12 protein-coding genes and 1 riboswitch are annotated in these 16,819 nt (G+C 46.4%); of the genes, 7 read left to right on the forward strand and 5 right to left on the reverse strand.

The window, feature by feature from the left end:
- Positions 1 to 16: 16 nt before the first annotated feature.
- Both FN782_RS01875 and FN782_RS01880 read right to left on the reverse strand, forming a co-directional pair.
- A complete protein-coding gene (locus FN782_RS01875) occupies positions 17 to 859 on the reverse strand; it encodes a YqhG family protein (protein WP_185955976.1) in 843 nt (280 codons plus the stop codon).
- The gene (locus FN782_RS01880) at positions 840 to 2,561 is read right to left on the reverse strand and encodes a DEAD/DEAH box helicase (RefSeq protein WP_142504064.1); all 1,722 of its coding nucleotides are present in this window, start codon (positions 2,559 to 2,561) and stop codon (positions 840 to 842) included. The genes FN782_RS01875 and FN782_RS01880 overlap by 20 nt, the downstream gene beginning before the upstream one ends.
- 139 nt (positions 2,562 to 2,700) lie before the next feature.
- Positions 2,701 to 2,790, forward strand: a riboswitch (glycine riboswitch).
- A 164-nt stretch (positions 2,791 to 2,954) separates the two neighbouring features.
- Here FN782_RS01880 and gcvT point away from each other — a divergent pair.
- The 4 genes from gcvT to FN782_RS01900 all read left to right on the forward strand — a co-directional run bounded on the left by gcvT (position 2,955) and on the right by FN782_RS01900 (position 9,142).
- Positions 2,955 to 4,049: a glycine cleavage system aminomethyltransferase GcvT gene (gene gcvT / locus FN782_RS01885; RefSeq protein WP_142504065.1), complete on the forward strand. Its 1,095-nt coding sequence runs from the start codon at positions 2,955 to 2,957 to the stop codon at positions 4,047 to 4,049.
- Between the two features lie 33 nt (positions 4,050 to 4,082).
- Positions 4,083 to 5,429: an aminomethyl-transferring glycine dehydrogenase subunit GcvPA gene (gcvPA, locus tag FN782_RS01890; RefSeq protein ID WP_142504066.1), complete on the forward strand. Its 1,347-nt coding sequence runs from the start codon at positions 4,083 to 4,085 to the stop codon at positions 5,427 to 5,429.
- Entirely contained in the window at positions 5,426 to 6,883 is a 1,458-nt protein-coding gene (gene gcvPB / locus FN782_RS01895; RefSeq protein WP_142504067.1) for an aminomethyl-transferring glycine dehydrogenase subunit GcvPB, read from the forward strand. Before gcvPA ends, gcvPB begins: the two co-directional genes overlap by 4 nt.
- Positions 6,884 to 7,312: 429 nt before the next feature.
- The gene (locus tag FN782_RS01900) at positions 7,313 to 9,142 is read left to right on the forward strand and encodes an AMP-dependent synthetase/ligase (RefSeq protein ID WP_142504068.1); all 1,830 of its coding nucleotides are present in this window, start codon (positions 7,313 to 7,315) and stop codon (positions 9,140 to 9,142) included.
- Between the two features lie 47 nt (positions 9,143 to 9,189).
- Here FN782_RS01900 and FN782_RS01905 read toward each other — a convergent pair whose 3' ends face one another.
- The 3 genes from FN782_RS01905 to FN782_RS01915 all read right to left on the reverse strand — a co-directional run bounded on the left by FN782_RS01905 (position 9,190) and on the right by FN782_RS01915 (position 13,759).
- Positions 9,190 to 10,311, reverse strand: a complete 1,122-nt coding sequence (locus FN782_RS01905) for a GerAB/ArcD/ProY family transporter (protein WP_142504069.1) — start codon at positions 10,309 to 10,311, stop codon at positions 9,190 to 9,192.
- Positions 10,312 to 10,472: 161 nt separating this feature from the next.
- Entirely contained in the window at positions 10,473 to 11,594 is a 1,122-nt protein-coding gene (locus FN782_RS01910; RefSeq protein ID WP_142504070.1) for a GerAB/ArcD/ProY family transporter, read from the reverse strand.
- Positions 11,595 to 11,818: 224 nt separating this feature from the next.
- Positions 11,819 to 13,759, reverse strand: coding sequence for an alkaline phosphatase D family protein (locus FN782_RS01915; RefSeq protein WP_142504071.1), 1,941 nt, complete (start codon positions 13,757 to 13,759; stop codon positions 11,819 to 11,821).
- Positions 13,760 to 13,977: 218 nt separating this feature from the next.
- Here FN782_RS01915 and FN782_RS01920 point away from each other — a divergent pair, with 218 nt between their 5' ends.
- The 3 genes from FN782_RS01920 to FN782_RS01930 all read left to right on the forward strand — a co-directional run bounded on the left by FN782_RS01920 (position 13,978) and on the right by FN782_RS01930 (position 16,668).
- A complete protein-coding gene (locus FN782_RS01920; protein ID WP_142504072.1) occupies positions 13,978 to 14,598 on the forward strand; it encodes a DUF4937 domain-containing protein in 621 nt (206 codons plus the stop codon).
- 129 nt (positions 14,599 to 14,727) lie between these two features.
- On the forward strand, positions 14,728 to 16,260 hold the full coding sequence (locus tag FN782_RS01925) for an aldehyde dehydrogenase family protein (RefSeq protein WP_142504073.1): 1,533 nt from the start codon (positions 14,728 to 14,730) through the stop codon (positions 16,258 to 16,260).
- Positions 16,261 to 16,278: 18 nt separating this feature from the next.
- Positions 16,279 to 16,668, forward strand: coding sequence for a DUF779 domain-containing protein (locus FN782_RS01930; protein WP_142504074.1), 390 nt, complete (start codon positions 16,279 to 16,281; stop codon positions 16,666 to 16,668).
- The last annotated feature ends 151 nt before the right edge of the window (positions 16,669 to 16,819 follow it).

Raw genomic sequence — 16,819 nt, forward strand, 5'->3', positions numbered from 1 at the left:
GAAAATGCATTCCCTTTCATAGTGTGGAAGATGGATATTGTAACTGGATCGGTGGGCTGTCGAGATAGAAAAGCCCGGCGTTGACAACTTCCACCTCGACCTTTGGATGGTATTGACGGATGGTTTCTTGAACCCGTTGTTTCTTCTCTGTATGGAGTTCATCACTCATACGCCATTCCTCCGGGTAATAAGCATCCAGTTGTTGCAGTTCTTGGTTGAGCTGTTCTTTCGCATTTTTGACCCAGGAAAGATCCTGTTGTTCGATATATCCTTGCAGGTTATATTCCAATTCCCCCACTGCTTCAGGTACAGTCATCAGGGGAGGAAGAATATGGCGATGGGCAGGAAGCCGGGATGTCCACTTTCGATTTCGAATTTGAGGGTAAAAATTTTCCACCAACTCACCACTACGAAGATGAATTCCCAGGCAAAGGATTTCATCTTTTTTCATATCGCAAATAAATGAGACACGGTAATTGATTCCCAGCCATGGATCATACGGTTTGGAGGATGATCGCGCTCTGGCGGGAATGGTGGAATCTTCATACAGGCGAACGTATCGACCGTGTTTTTGCGCTGATTGCAACATCTGATAAAACCGGGGAGAGCCGTAACTCAATAGCTCTGCCTCGCCATTCTCTTGTTTTATTTCAGGCTCAAACGCCCAATTGACTGTTATGGTTTGTGGTGGTAAGCCCATCTTTTCGACATACATCCAATAAAACGGCCGGTGAACTAAGTCCTGATCAGCTTCAATGGATAACTTTGCCGTTAATTGATGGGGAGTCTGTTTGATGATCTGACAGTTGTACGCATTCAGGTACCGTTCGGCAAATGCTTTAACTTGGTTGGGCTCCATCGATGAACACATCCATTTGATCTTGTTTCACTTTGGCTTCACGCCTTGCTTCATCAAAACTCTCTCCAATACGGTTAAGGCGATGGCGAATTTCATGGTCACTCTCCGATTCCAGCATGATTTTCAGCAGGCTTTTTTCCATATCGCCCTCCGAACCCATTTCAGAGAGAATGGTTTCCAAATCGCCGATCACTGTCTGAAACAGGTTGATTTTTTCATGGAGCAGCCAGAGAATATGTTCTTCTATGGTCTGTTGCGTGGCGAAATTGTATATGGTGACATCTTCTTTCTGTCCCAGTCGATGAACGCGTCCGATTCGTTGTTCTACACGCATGGGATTCCAGGGAAGGTCGTAGTTGATGATATGGTGGCAAAACTGGAGGTTGATTCCTTCTCCACCGGCTTCAGTGGCAACCATCACTTGTGCCCGGTTGCGAAATAATTGCATCATCCAATCTTTTTTGTTGCGGGCGAATCCACCTCGGTAGGGAACGGCAAGGATTCCGTTCGCTTGCAGATTGCGAAGAATCAAGTCCTGAGTGGCACGATATTCGGTGAATATAATGGTTTTTCCTTTGATGGAACGGACCAATTCAATTGCTTTTTCCACTTTGGATTGTCGGTCCGTTTCACGGAGCAGGTTGACCAGATGATAAACGTTTGGTGGAAGGGTTTCTTGTCCATCCACTTCTTTTTTCAGGAGTTTAAACAGGGTGAGAAATGCGGCATCTCGGCTGCTGCAGACTTCCCGCTGCAAGGTGATCAGGGACAACAGACTTTTCATGTGCCCGCCTTTTTGATACTGTTCTTTGATAAATTGGGTCACTCCTTCATACAGGCGCCGTTCTGCGGGAGAGAGAATAATCGGTACGGTTTCCACCTTGCGGCGGGTGAAGTGAATATGGCCATCACTCCGTTTGTTCCGGATCATCACACGATGTACTTCTTTCCGGAGTTGGTCCTCATTTTTGGCTTTTCTTTTTCCAGCCACAAAGTGTGTGCTAAACGCTTGCTGTTGACCGAGGTGTCCCGGTTTTAACAATGTGACCAGGTTATACAGCTCAGCCAGTTCATTTTGGACAGGGGTGGCCGTTAATAGAAGAGCGTACTTCTTTTGAATCTGATTGACAAACTGATAGTTTTTTGTTCGACGGTTTTTCAGTTTGTGCGCTTCATCCACAATCAGTATGTCGTAGTGGTGCTTTAATACATGAGAGCGATGTGGGTCCCGTTTGGCTGTATCAATGGAAGCGACAAGGATATTGTATTTGTCCCACATCCATTCTTTCTTCTGGGCAACGGCCGGGATTTGAAATTTTTGATTCAATTCCCGTGTCCATTGCAGGACAAGGGAAGAGGGTACAAGAATCAAAGCATTTTTGACCAGTCCACGGATCAAGTATTCTTTTAGAATCAGTCCGGCTTCGATGGTTTTTCCCAAACCTACTTCATCCGCCAAGATGGCACGGCCCCGCATTTCTGTCAAAACCCGCCGTGCAGTCTCCACCTGATGGGGCAAAGGGTGAAAGTCTTGAAGGTGTTCTAGACTCTGAAGGGTGTCAAAGTCAGGTATCATTTGGGTCTTAGCGGCTTCCAGAGCCAGTTCAAAGCGTTCCCAGCTTGTCCAACCACGATCGCTTTCCATGTGTTTTTGAAAATCGTTTAACCAACGTCGATCCATTCGAATGGGAACCGTCTCCATCCAGTCACACCTCCGACAACGGTGTACGTTCCCGATTAGTATGGTGGAGAATTTACTTTATTATGTAAATGCAAAGAAGCTATCGTAATAGAACAAGAATTGTGGCACAATAAAGGTGATTACCCTGATACCGGAACGGTTGAAGGCGGGAGGAGAGTCCACTGAAGTGGCGCCGAAGGAGCAAATCGGAATTATCCGGTGAATCTCTCAGGCAAAAGGAGGTCCGCCAGACGTTCCCTGGAAAGCGCTGTACCATTACAGCCACCCAAGGGGCACGCCCAAGCATGCTGGGTTGAACTCTCAGGTTACCGGACAGGGAGAACGGGACGGGGATTTTATTTCATTTTTTGAAAAGGTTTACATCCATTCAAAGCCAAATGGAGGTGGAGGTTTGTGGTTCAGTTGAAAAGAACAACGCTCTATCCTGTCTACAAGGATGAGGGCAAACTGGTTCCATTTGCCGGGTGGGAAATGCCGGTTCAATTCTCCGGGATCAAGGCAGAACATGAAGGTGTGCGAAACCGGGCGGGTCTGTTTGATGTTTCCCACATGGGGGAAGTATTGGTGAGCGGATCGGAAGCATTCGACCTGATTCAGAAGCTGATCACCAATGATGCATCCAAATTGGATGACGGTCAGGTTCTGTATACGGCCATGTGCTATCCTGATGGCGGTACAGTGGATGATCTTCTGGTTTACAAAAAAGGGGAAGGCGAGTACATGCTGGTGCTCAATGCCGGCAACATCGACAAAGATGTGGAATGGATTGAAAAGCATGCCACTGGGGACGTCACCATTCAAAACGTTTCTGACGAAACCGGGCTGTTGGCTTTGCAGGGACCATTGGCTGAGAGTGTCCTTCAGAAATTGACCGAGACCGATTTATCCGCGATCAAACCGTTCCGTTTTAAGGAAGGTGTACAACTTGGAGAAGTGCAAGGGTTGGTGTCTCGGACGGGTTACACGGGAGAGGACGGATTTGAGATTTATCTCCCGGCAAACGATGCTCCTGTGCTATGGAAACAGATCCTGGAGGCAGGGAAAGAAGAAGGCGTCATTCCCTGTGGATTGGGTGCACGGGATACCCTTCGCTTTGAGGCTCGGTTGGCTCTGTACGGAAATGAGCTTTCAGCCAGCATCACTCCAGTGGAAGCCGGGATCGGGTTTGCGGTGAAACCGGAGAAAGGGGAATTTATCGGCCGTGAGGTGTTGGCCAAGCAAAAAGAAGAGGGAGCACCAAGAAAACTGGTTGGGTTGGAAATGATCGGACGTGGGATTCCCCGTACCCATTATCCTGTCTATGTTGGGGAACAGGAAGTGGGCGAAGTCACCTCCGGAACCCAGTCTCCTACATTAAAGAAGAATGTTGGATTGGCATTGATCCAGTCCGAACATGCTCAGTTGGGGAATGAAGTAGACGTGGAAATCCGGGGCAAACGTGTTGCAGCGAAAGTTGTAAAAACTCCCTTTTATAAACGATCGAAATAAAATGAAAGCAAAAAACACTTCGAGGAGGAGCATATGAACTTTCGATACTTGCCGATGACAGAGAGTGACCGTCGGGAAATGCTTCAGGTGCTCGGACGGGACTCGGTGGATCAGTTATTTGAAGATATTCCGGAAAACCTGCGCTTTAAAGGACGTTTAAATATTCCCGAAGGGATGTCTGAACCGGTTCTGACCCGACATATGAAGCGGCTTGCTGGAAAGAATGCTTCATTTGATCAGTACACCTCGTTTTTGGGGGCCGGTGCCTATGAGCACTATATTCCCAGTGTGGTGAACCATGTGATCTCCCGTTCCGAATTTTATACCGCTTATACCCCTTACCAACCGGAGATCAGTCAAGGTGAGCTTCAGGCCATTTTTGAATTTCAGTCCATGATCTGTGAACTGACAGGAATGGAAGTGGCCAATTCCTCCATGTATGACGGAGTGACGGCTCTGGCAGAAGCGGCAGGAGTGGCATCTGCAGTTTCACGGAAGAAGAAAATCCTCGTTTCCCGCACCGTTCATCCGGAAGCCCGGTTCATCCTCAACACCCAGGCGAAGGGATTGGGGTTGGATGTTCAGGAGATTCCGTGCCGGGATGGTGTGACAGATATAGATGCGCTGAAGGCCGCATCAGATGCTGATACGGCTGCGGTGATTGTACAATCTCCCAATTTTTTGGGGAATGTAGAGGACCTTAAACAGATCGAACCCATTGCTCACACTCACAAGGGTCTATTGATCGTGAGTGCAAACCCGATTTCATTGGGGGTTCTGAAACCTCCAGGGGAGTATGGTGCCGATATTGTTGTGGGTGATGCCCAACCAATGGGAATTCCTGTTCAATTTGGAGGTCCTCACTGTGGATTCTTTGCTGTAACCAAAAAATTGATGCGCAAGGTTCCGGGACGGATTGTGGGGCAGACTCAGGATGAAAACGGAGTTCGCGGTTTTGTTCTGACCCTTCAGGCGCGGGAGCAACATATTCGTCGGGAAAAAGCGACCTCCAATATCTGCTCCAACCAAGCGTTGAACGCCTTGGCTACATCGGTCTGGATGATAGCTCTCGGCAAAAAAGGGATTCAGGAACTGGCCAAGCTCAATTTGAACAAGGCTCATTACGCAAAAGAGCGTTTATCCAGGATTTCCGGGGTCCAACCCTTGTTCAACCATCCGTTCTTTAACGAGTTTGCTCTTCAACTGAACCGACCGGTTTCACAAGTGAATAGAAAACTATTTGATAGAGGAATCATCGGAGGATATGGCCTGGAACAGGATTACCCGGAATGGAAGCATTCCATGCTGATTGCCGTGACCGATATGCGCACCAAGGAAGAGATTGATGAATTGGCCCGAGTATTGGAGGGATTGGTATGAGTGAAGCGAAATCTCTGATCTTTGAAATGAGTCAGCCGGGCCGAACGGCGTACAGTCTCCCTGAATCCGATGTTCCTGAAGTGGATGTCTCAGGTGTTTTGCCGGAAGAGATGATTCGCACTTCCCCGGCGGAATTGCCGGAAGTCTCCGAACTGGACCTGATTCGTCATTACACGGAGTTGTCCCGTCGAAACCACGGCATTGACAACGGTTTTTATCCACTGGGTTCATGCACAATGAAGTATAACCCGAAAATCAATGAAGATGTGGCCCGTTATCCCGGTTTTGCCCATATTCATCCCTATCAGCCGGAAGAGACCGTGCAAGGTGCATTGCAGCTGATGTATGAATTGCAGAAGGATTTGGCTGCGATTACCGGGATGGATCGTGTGACATTGCAGCCTGCAGCGGGAGCTCAGGGTGAGTGGACCGGCTTGATGATGATCAAGGCTTACCATGAAAGTCGCGGGGATACCAAGCGGTATAAGGTGATTGTACCGGATTCCGCTCATGGAACGAACCCTGCCAGTGCCACTGTGGCTGGATTTGAAGCGGTTACGGTTCAATCGAACGAAAAAGGCTTGGTCAGTGTGGAAGACTTGAAACAGGTTGTCGGAGAGGATACAGCTGCCCTGATGCTGACCAACCCGAATACGTTGGGGCTTTTTGAACAAGAGATCAAAGAGATTGCTGACATTGTTCATCAAGCCGGGGGTCTTCTGTATTACGATGGTGCCAACGCCAATGCCATTCTGGGAAAAAGCCGTCCTGGCGATATGGGTTTTGATGTAGTTCACCTTAATTTGCACAAAACGTTTACCACACCCCATGGTGGTGGCGGACCCGGTTCCGGACCGGTCGGCGTGAAAGATGTTCTGGTTCCATTTTTGCCTGCCCCGGTTGTGGAAAAAGGGGATCAAGGCTACTTTTTCAGTTACGATTTTCCGAAGAGTATTGGTCGGGTAAAAGGTTTCCACGGCAATTTCGGAATGCTGGTACGGGCATATACGTATATCCGGACCATGGGACCAGACGGTTTGCGGAGAGTATCCGAAGATGCTGTACTCAATGCCAACTATCTGATGAAGCGGTTGGAACCTTATTTTGACGTACCCTATCCCGAAGTGTGCAAACATGAATTTGTTCTTTCCGGCAACCGTCAGAAAAAAGAGGGAGTGCGGACTCTAGATATGGCCAAACGCCTCCTTGACTTTGGAATTCATCCACCGACGGTTTACTTTCCGCTCATCATTGAGGAGTGCATGATGATTGAACCGACAGAAACGGAAAGTAAGGAGACGCTGGATCGGTTTATCGAGGCGATGATTCAGATTGCCAAAGAAGCAAAAGAGTCTCCGGAGATCATTCAGGAAGCACCACACAATACCCAGGTCAGCCGGCTGGATGAAGTAACTGCCGCCCGTAAGCCGATTGTAAGATGGCATAAAAATTAAGTCGCGTTTTCAAAAAAGCCTCGCTGTTGCGGGGCTTTTTTATCGTTTATTGCCATTTGGAATCACAACATGGCTTTGTCCAGTAATACAAAAACCAGACCGCATGATTTTATTCATTCTGGGGTGCCTTCCCAAGGGCATCCCCTACGGATCACGCGGAGATCGTGGAACTCACCGGTCCGGAAGAGCGAACCCCGCCCACCGCCTACGCCGTTATCGCAGAATTACCAGTTGGATTCAGTTAGTGATAAAAAAGGAAAAATGGATGGTGAGTAGAAAGAGAAATGAAGAGCTTGTTCTGGTTTGCATGGATCGATAAAAAGGGAATGATATTTCGAAAAATTCCGTATGAATGAAGATAAAACATCCCCGTACTCTTTGATCAGAGGATAAAAGGGGATCAGTTCAAACGGAGCGGAGGCTGGATCAATGAAGCCAAAAAATCTGTTGGACATGGTGCAAAAGACGGTCGGGAAATATCCGAAAAAGGATGCCCTGTTGTTTAAAAGGGAAGGTGTATATCAAGGCATCAGCTATAAAGAGATGTGGAAGCGGGTGAAGGAAGTAGCCTTTGGGCTTTATCATGTGGGGGTGCGTCCGGGACATAAAGTGGCCATTTTGTCGGCGAATCATCCGATGTGGCCCATTACCGATCTGGCGATTGCCAGTTTACGGGCGATCAGCGTGCCCATTTATCCAACTCAGACGGCGGAGCAGACTGCTTATATTATGAAAAATGCCGACTGTCAAATGGCTGTGGTGGAAGATGAGGATCAGCTTAGAAAGGTGCATTCCACCGGTGTGAAACTGCAAAAAATGATTGTAATCAAACCGGGGTCGGAGTGCAATGAGGGAAAAGAGGTTCTTTTCCTTGACTCTCTTCGAAAAGAGGGGCGGAATCATCCGATTCCAATATGGGAAGAAATGTGCACAGAAATTGAGCGGGGTCAGTTATTTACGATTATCCATACGTCAGGTACCACTGGATTACCCAAAGGAGTGATGTTAACCCACGAAAATTTATTGGCTAATTTGGAAGGAGTTCAATCCTGGATATTGGAACTTGTACCGGAAGATATGACGCTCTCATATCTTCCGCTGTCCCATATCCTAGAACGAATGGCTGGACAGTTTATGCCATTCAAGGTAGGAGCCACGATTGCATATGCTGAGAGCATCCATACCATCCAAGAAAATTTCCTTGAAGTGCGACCGACGGTGATGGTGAGTGTTCCCCGGTTATTGGAAAAGGTGTATGCTCAGGTGTTGGAGGAAATCCAATCAGCCTCTATCTTACGCAAGAAGATATTCCATTGGGCAGTTCATACTGGGAAACGACGTTATGAATATCTTCTGAAAGCCAGGACGGATCAATTGCTTCCAGGGTCTTCGTTGTTGCCGACCTCTCTCGGAATCCAATTTAAGCTGGCTAAACGGTTGGTTTTTCAAAAAATCAAAGAACACTTGGGAGGTCGTTTGAGAGGGGTTGTTTCTGGTGGAGCATCGCTTAACCCGGAGGTTGCCCAATTTTTTTGGGCAGTGGATATTCCTGTGATGGAAGGGTATGGATTGACGGAAACCTCACCTGTCATTGCAGCAAACCCCATGACCCGTTCCATGTTGGGAAGCGTGGGTAGACCACTTCCCAACGTGGAGGTGAAGATTGCGCCTGACCAAGAGATTTTAGTCAGGGGTCCCAATGTGATGAAAGGTTATTACAGAAATGAAGAAGCTACTTCCGAAACGCTCAAGGATGGATGGTTTCATACCGGTGATTTAGGGGAGATCGATGAAAACGGTTATTTAAGAGTCATTGACCGAAAGAAAAATATGCTGATTTTATCAACAGGGAAAAATGTTGCTCCACAGGCGGTGGAACATGCGATAAACAACAGTTCCTACATTGCCCAGTCCGCTTTGATCGGGAACGGTCGGAAATATATCATTGCACTGGTTGTTCCGGACTATCATCAATTGATCCCTTGGGCCGAGAAAAAGGGATTGCCGCTGCAAGAGCCTGAGAACCTCGCACATCACCCGGAGGTCCATCATCTTCTAAACGAAGAAGTGAAAAGGCTTACACAAGTATTTGCCTCTTTTGAACAACCGAAGAAAGTGATTGTATGCGAAAAAGAATGGACCGTCGAAAGTGGGGAGCTGACGCCTACACTGAAAGTGCGGATGAAAGTCATAGAAAAAAGATATCAGGATCGCATCGAACAAGCATATGCCGATGAGGTGAAATCAGAAATAAGATAGTTTTTCTGAAGAAAAAACAAAAGGGGCATCCAACATTTCTTTTCTCCCTAACGGCTTTGGGTAACGGGTTTGTGTTCTTTTTTATGAAACAGATGAGAAATCAACAATAAAATAAATGGAATACCGATAGCAAAAATGTATTCAGCGATCGAGATTATTTGGTTGACTAACTCAACATCCAATGGATCTTCGGGAATAAACGAAGCAAGGTAGGTTCCCAATGCAATCCAAGGAACTACCTTTTTATGAGACTTTAGGTTGAACAGACGAGTGACTCCAATCGTTCCCGCAAACAGATCTGCCACCACTGAGGTGAATACGGAAACAATCCAGAGAGTGATAAATAACAGGTCCGGCCGCTCCACTAATTGAAATTTAAAAGCCTTAAGCATATAGATGACCGGAGAAGGGATCAAGCGGATCTCTACAGGACTGAATACAAGAAGTGTCGTTATGGTCATAAAGGTATAAATCATGGTTACGATCAGGTTTGCCAACGAAATGGCCTTCAGTTTGCCAGTGTGGCTCCCTTCCACAAAGGGGTAAATAACCAGTGCCAGTTCAAATCCTGTTAGGGAGAAAAGCGTCTCATTGGCTCCTTTTAAGAGATTGAGTGGACCGGCGATCTGTGCCACTGGCAAAATGTAATTGACGTTAATATTCAAGCCTGGCTCCATATAAGCCAGGGTGGCAATAATGACCAGCAGTGCGGACAGTCCGGAAACAAAGACATAAAGACGACCGATATGTCTCAGTGTTCCGGTAACCAGGTAAACGGCAGTCAAAGTCATCAAACCGTTAATCACCCAGAGAGGCGTGTTTTGAAGCATCCAATGGTGAATAATTCTAAAATAGAGGACGTAAACCGTTATCATAATCATGATATAAAACAGGCTGTACCCCAAGGTGAGTATTTTTGCGATCCATCTCCCTGTCAGGTGCGGCAGAAAATCGAACAGGGTCTGAGAAGGAAATCGACGGTTGAGAGCCCAGTGCATCAGAATCAAGAGCTGAACAGCAACTCCACCGATCAAAACGGAGATCCAACCGTCCCCTTTAGCCGTCTCCTGGACATTATAAGGGAGGCTAAGGATTCCTACACCGATTTGGGTATGAAATATAATAAATAGAAATTGTCCCTGGGTGATACGGTTTGTATGGCTGTTCATCGTTTTTCGCCCCTTGCCTGCTCTCTACTGTCACCCGTTAAACGAAGTAATTATTACGTTGTCCAAAAGGAAGAAAGATCATTCGATATAATGATGAAACAGGGCAAACAGGGTCCAGAAAATAAACTGGACCCTGTTGTGCTTCGGTTACCGCTAGTCCCTTAGAATATACCACTTTTAGATGGATGTTCTTTTTTTCTGAACAGATATGAAATCGACAGCAAAATAAACGGAATGCCTATAACAAAAATATATCCCGTTATTGAAGTGATCTGGTTCACCATCTCAACATCCAATGGGTCCTGGGGAATAAATGAAACGAGATAAATTCCCAATGCAATCCAAGGAACTACCTTTTTATGAGACTTTTGGTTTAACAAATGCGCGAAACCAATCGTTCCTGCATACAGATATGAAACCACAGAGGTAAATACAGAAACAATCCAGAGAGTGATAAATAACAGGTCCGGTCGCTCCACCAACTCAAATTTAAAAGCCTTGAGCATATAGATGATCGGTGAAGGGATCAAGCGAATCTCTACGGGACTAAAAACAATCAGTGATGTTAATGTAATAAATGTGTAAACCATGGTTACCATCATGTTGGCCAATGAAGTGGCCTTCAGTTTGTCCGTGTGGCTCCCTTCCACGAAGGGATAAAGGACCAATGCCAGTTCAAATCCCATCAGGGAGAAAAATGTTTCGTTGGCCCCTTTTAAGAGGTTGAGCGACCCAGCGATTTGTCCCAGTGGCATAATATAATTGAAATTGATCCCTGTGTAGGGCTCCATATAGGCCAGGGTGGCAATAATGACCAGCAGTGCGGACAGTCCGGAAACAAAGACAAAAAGACGGCCGATATGCCTCAGTGTTCCGGTAACCAGGTAAACGGCGGTCAACATCATCAAACCGTTAATCACCCAGAGAGGCGTGTTTGGAAGCATCCAATGGTGAATAATCCCAAAATAAAGGGTGCAAACCGTTACCACAAGCATGGTAAAAAACAGGCTATATGTCAGGGTGAGTATTTTTGCGATCCATTTTCCCGTCAGGTGAGGCAGAAAGTCGTACAGGGTCTGAGAAGGAAATCGACGGTTGAGAGCCCAGTGCATCAGAATCAAGAGCTGAACAGCAACTCCACCGATCAAAACGGAGATCCAACCGTCCCCTTTGGCCGTCTCCTGGACATTATAAGGGAGGCTAAGGATTCCCACGCCGATTTGGGTATGAAATATAATAAATAGAAATTGTCCTTGGGTGATGTGGCTTGTATGGTTGTTCATCGTTTTCCTCCCCTTAAGAAAAACCTTTCCTCAAAAACCTGATTATAATTAAGCTGTCCGAAGAGTAGATTGATCATTCAGCCGATCATGAGGGATAAAGGTTTTCAATCAAGGGTAGAACCTGGATTCCGGATACCATGTAGCAAATCAACGGAATGATCCAACCGACAGACAGAGTCCGGCTCATTTTCCGGACTCTGTCTGTCGGTTAAGGGAATTCTTGTTCAATCCTTTAGAATCTGGATTTTAGATTGATCTTTCGGTATTTCACATTGAAAGAGAAGGGATTTGTTTGCATTTGGGGTTTGGATGTCACTCACCGTATAAGCGGTCCAGATGGCTTTGGTTTGTGTCAGTTCCATCATGCAATATCCATGGGTACTGCTGTTAAAAAGTTTGATCCAAGGGTTTTCAATACGGATCAGTCCAATGATTTCGTCAAGTATCTTTCTTAAAAAGGATTGCAGTGAAGAGGTGGACAGAGTGCGCTGTTGCATGTGTTTTTTTGTCTCATTCAGCTTTTGAGCGGCTTTTGGGGATTTTTGAATCATTTCTTCAACCGCTTTTTTTGGAATTGGATTGGACGGAGAAAAGATTTGGGAAAAGAGCTGTCCGATGGTTTCTACCAAATTGGATGAAGTGACCGACCCAACCATCAATTCCACACCAATAGCGTTGTCATCCGGATCGTTTTGATAGTCTTCCTTGATTAGGGAGGCGGCATAAGCGTGCAGGTCTCCTGTGATAGTAAGGAAGTTTTTTACATTCGCTTTCTTCAATTCGGATGTGATGATCTGCCGTTCTCCCGCATAACCATCCCATGTATCCAATGTAAAATAACGACCGAGTACTTTAAAAGGCGTAAACTGAACCTCGTTGCACCAGATTTTCCACAGAGCGTTGGAGGATTGGATCGTTTGCAGGAACCATTCCCTTTGTTGAGAGATGCCCGCACCCAACATGGATTGTGCGGGATCGTTCATTTTTGGACAACCGGAGGCGAAATAGATATCTAGATCAGCTTCTCCACATGGATGAGGATGTCGGTACAGCCGCTCGTCTGTCAGGATAAATTCTGCCAGATTGCCAACCTGGAATGAACGGTAAATGCGGATGGAATCCTTGAAATTTTTGTCCGGATGGAAGTGAACACGTGCCGGTGTATATTCAAACCAAACCTGGTTGGCAATCAGACGCCGATCTGGATCGGATTCAAGACTGTCATCCGGAGCGACTGCGGGGTAATATGTATCATTGGCAAATTCATGGTCATCCCAAATGGAAATGACAGCATGGCGTTCATGCAACGTTTGCAAATCCGGATCAGATCGATAAGTGCGATAGAGTGTTCGATAATCTTCTATGGAAAATGCCTTTGATTTACCGCCTGGAAGTTGAATCTGCCGATCGGGTAGGGGATTTTGGTATTTAGGGTCTCCCACGGATTCATAGACGTAATCTCCTAAATGGATTACAAAATTGACTTCTTCCTCTGCTACAAAACGCAAGGCTGAGTAATATCCGTTAGTGTAGTCCTGACAACTGACATAGGCAAAGCGAAGGGAAGAGAGGTTTTCACCGTCAGCAATCAACGTTTGAAAGCGACCGGTTTGGCTGACATGGCCCGCTTTTGAAATAAAGCGGTAGTAATAGGTTTTACCAGGCTTAAGGAATCCATGGGTATCCACTTTAACCACATGGTCATAGTCTTTCCAGACCGGAGTAAATCCGGATAGTACTATTTGGCTGAAATCGTCCGTTTCAGAAACGTCCACCATTAAAAACTTGCCTTCTTCGATGGCTTGGTGAACCGATGAATGAGGCTCGCCTTTATTTAACCACTGAACCAAATCAGGGTCATATTGGGAGCTGCTGATTCCTTGGGTCAGTGAGGGATCGATCCGCGTCCAGAGGATTGCACCGGTAGATGTAGGGTCGCCGGAAGCAACCGATTGATCAAACCCCTGACCGATCGGATAGCGGGGATTGAATCGGGGGAGTTGGTCTGTGGAAGCACTGACAGAATGAATCAGTCTGTCCATCATTCGATTCCCCCCCAGACTGTCCAGGATGAGCAAGGCGGATCCGGATAACAGGGACTTTAAAAATGTCCGTCTCTCCGGATTGAGTGTCTTCTCCGATTCCAATATCCGGGGATCTTTCATACTTTCAACCTCCTTAAAATGTTGGTCAGGTCTGTCTACTCTTAATTTATCAAATCATTATTAAAAAGAAGTAAATTTTACATATATATATTTTATACAATATTCCAAAAATTCCTTCCCGTTTTGATATTCAGGTTGGAGATCGGTTTTTGAGGATATTTTCGTTTGAGAAGGTTCTTGAAAGGGAAACGGTATAAAAAACGACGGAAGTGGTTTGTATGTTTATCAAATGGATTGTTTGTAATGTTATTCCAGGCGAAACGTCGCTGTTTTCAAAGTGTCAGGAGGATTGGAATGCGTTGCGTTACGTCGGCGGTTTTAGAGGACAGATCGGTGGTTGGGATGTAAAACATTCCCGAAGTGCCTGTATCATGGGACTTTGGGAGAGTCAGGAAGCGTATCAGGCCTTTATGCGGGATTTTCATGATCGGATATTTTGTAACAGCTCTCAGGGCGAGACATATGATTCCATTCATATCAATCTGTCTTTCGGCCGGAAGGAATTTTTTGAAGGTGGAAAAACCATTGCACAGAATATGAGTAAAGGGAAAGTTCTCTGTGTATCGAAATGGAGCATCAAGCCTGATCAAAACGAGTATTTTTTAGAACAGGTTTTTCCTGTATGGAGACAGAAGCTTTGTAAAGGAAATGGTTTTTTGGGTGGGTTGATCAGCCAGGAAAAAGAAAAAATGGAACGATTGTTGCTGATTACCTTGTGGAGCAAGATGAAGCCCGGTTCAATCCGGTTACCGGAAGTGGATGAGGGGGGATCGATCGTTCAAAAGAGAGAGGAACGAATGGTGCTTTTAAAAGAGAGCTGGTGTGTTATACCGTGTTAGGCAGTTCCAATCCTTCATGCAATTTTCTCTATTCAGGCAGGTGAAGAGTGGTCCGGCGTCGAAAGGTTCTATGGGATATCGATTGATATCCCTATTGTTACATGATCACCGGAGGAGGAATGATGAAGGATGAGTGTAACACTGTCAGGCTACAAAAAACCAAACACAGAAGGAAGCTTTGTTCATTATAAGTCACAGTATGATAACTTTATTGGCGGGGAATGGGTGGCACCGGCAGACGGTGAGTACTTTGATAACCCATCACCGGTGGATGGAAAGGTGTTTACCCGCGTTCCGCGTTCCAAGAAAAAAGATATAGACTTGGCCGTTCAAAAGGCGCATGAGGCGAAAGAAAAATGGGGAAACACTCCGGTTGCCAAACGGAGTAAAATTCTGTTGAAAATGGCTGAACGAATTGAACAGAATCGACAGATGCTTGCCTTATCTGAAACATGGGATAATGGCAAACCGATCCGGGAATCCATGGCTGCCGATATTCCACTGGCGGCTGATCATTTTCGCTATTTTGCAGGTGTCATTCGCGGAGAGGAAAGCGGGGTATCGGAAATCGATCCCAATACGGTTTCTATGCATATCAAGGAGCCGATTGGTGTCGTGGGGCAGATTATCCCTTGGAATTTTCCTCTCTTGATGGCTGTCTGGAAAATGGCTCCGGCTTTGGCTGCCGGTAATTGTGTTGTTTTGAAGCCGGCGGAGCAGACACCGGTAACCGTGCTGCTGTTTGCTGAATTGGTGCAAGATTTGTTGCCGCCGGGAACATTGAACATCGTAAACGGATTTGGTCCGGAGGCCGGTCAGGCGCTTGCGACCCATCCAGATATCGGAAAGATTGCTTTTACCGGAGAAACGACGACCGGACGATTGATTATGCAGTTTGCTTCGGAAAACATTAAACCGGTTACCTTGGAATTGGGCGGAAAGTCACCCAATGTGTTTACAGAGAGCGTAATGGCTAAAGATGATTCTTTCTTGGAAAAAGCCGTGGAAGGTTTTACAATGTTTGCTTTAAACCAGGGTGAAGTCTGTACCTGTCCTTCCCGTGCCTTGATCCAGGAGTCCATTTATGATGAATTTATGGAACGTGCGTTGAAACGGGTGGAAAAGATCCGGATGGGTGATCCTTTGGATCCACAAACCATGATCGGAGCACAGGCTTCCCGCGATCAGTATGCAAAAATAATGAGCTACCTGGATATTGGAAAGCAGGAAAAAGCGAAGGTGCTCGCTGGTGGAGAAGCGTATCACAATGAACAGTATCCGGATGGGTTTTATATTCAGCCCACGGTGTTTGAGGGAAACAATAAAATGCGGATTTTCCAAGAGGAAATTTTTGGTCCCGTTGTCTCTGTCACCCGGTTTAAGGATGAGAAAGAGCTGTTGGAAATTGCGAATGACACCCTTTATGGACTGGGAGCAGGCCTTTGGACTCGCGATGTTCATCAGGCGTATTCAATTGCCCGTAAAATTGAGGCTGGACGAGTTTGGGTGAATTGTTATCATCAGTATCCGGCTCATGCTGCCTTTGGAGGTTATAAGCAGTCCGGGATCGGGCGCGAAACCCACAAAATGATGCTGGATCATTATCAACAGACCAAAAACTTGCTGATTTCGTATGATCAAACCCCGACGGGTCTGTTTTGATCGCAGGGAGGCCATACCATGGAACAGGTTCCACGGGTTCTTGTCACGGAAAAAGCAAAACGGGTAATCGATCAACTGCGCGATCAGCATGGGGAGTTAATGTTTCATCAAAGTGGGGGCTGTTGTGACGGCTCCTCTCCCATGTGCTTTAAAAAGGGGCAGTTTCGAATCGGGATGAGTGATGTTCTGCTCGGCGAAATTCATGGATGCGAGTTCTATATGTCCTCATCCCAGTTTCAGTACTGGAAACATACTCAACTGACGGTGGACATTACAGAAGGGCGGGGGGCTTCCTTTTCCCTGGAGATTCCTTTGGGTATTCGTTTCCTGATTCGTTCCCGCCCCTTTACTCAAGAAGAAATCGGGAATCTAACACCGGTGATGGAAGGCGTCCAAGGGATGAAATGAGCCTGCTGACAAAGATAAATAAGAGGGGGGTATCCGGTGGAGCATTCTTTTCCGACAACTTAGCGGAACTCCTGGAGGTCCCAACTGTTTAGCGGATATTATTTTGTTCGCTGGTTGGGACTGAGAGGATGTAGTGGACTCCTTCCACTTC

It is taken from the genome of Melghirimyces algeriensis (genome assembly GCF_900182565.1).
Classification (GTDB): domain Bacteria; phylum Bacillota; class Bacilli; order Thermoactinomycetales; family DSM-45169; genus Melghirimyces; species Melghirimyces algeriensis.

Coding starts and splice junctions, on each gene's coding strand:
- FN782_RS01875 (WP_185955976.1), bottom strand. CDS start 859: ATGGAGCCCAACCAAGTTAAAGCATTTGCCGAACGGTACCTGAATGCG.
- FN782_RS01880 (WP_142504064.1), bottom strand. CDS start 2,561: ATGGAGACGGTTCCCATTCGAATGGATCGACGTTGGTTAAACGATTTT.
- gcvPA (WP_142504066.1), top strand. CDS start 4,083: ATGAACTTTCGATACTTGCCGATGACAGAGAGTGACCGTCGGGAAATG.
- gcvPB (WP_142504067.1), top strand. CDS start 5,426: ATGAGTGAAGCGAAATCTCTGATCTTTGAAATGAGTCAGCCGGGCCGA.
- FN782_RS01900 (WP_142504068.1), top strand. CDS start 7,313: ATGAAGCCAAAAAATCTGTTGGACATGGTGCAAAAGACGGTCGGGAAA.
- FN782_RS01905 (WP_142504069.1), bottom strand. CDS start 10,311: ATGAACAGCCATACAAACCGTATCACCCAGGGACAATTTCTATTTATT.
- FN782_RS01910 (WP_142504070.1), bottom strand. CDS start 11,594: ATGAACAACCATACAAGCCACATCACCCAAGGACAATTTCTATTTATT.
- FN782_RS01915 (WP_142504071.1), bottom strand. CDS start 13,759: ATGAAAGATCCCCGGATATTGGAATCGGAGAAGACACTCAATCCGGAG.
- FN782_RS01920 (WP_142504072.1), top strand. CDS start 13,978: ATGTTTATCAAATGGATTGTTTGTAATGTTATTCCAGGCGAAACGTCG.
- FN782_RS01925 (WP_142504073.1), top strand. CDS start 14,728: ATGAGTGTAACACTGTCAGGCTACAAAAAACCAAACACAGAAGGAAGC.
- FN782_RS01930 (WP_142504074.1), top strand. CDS start 16,279: ATGGAACAGGTTCCACGGGTTCTTGTCACGGAAAAAGCAAAACGGGTA.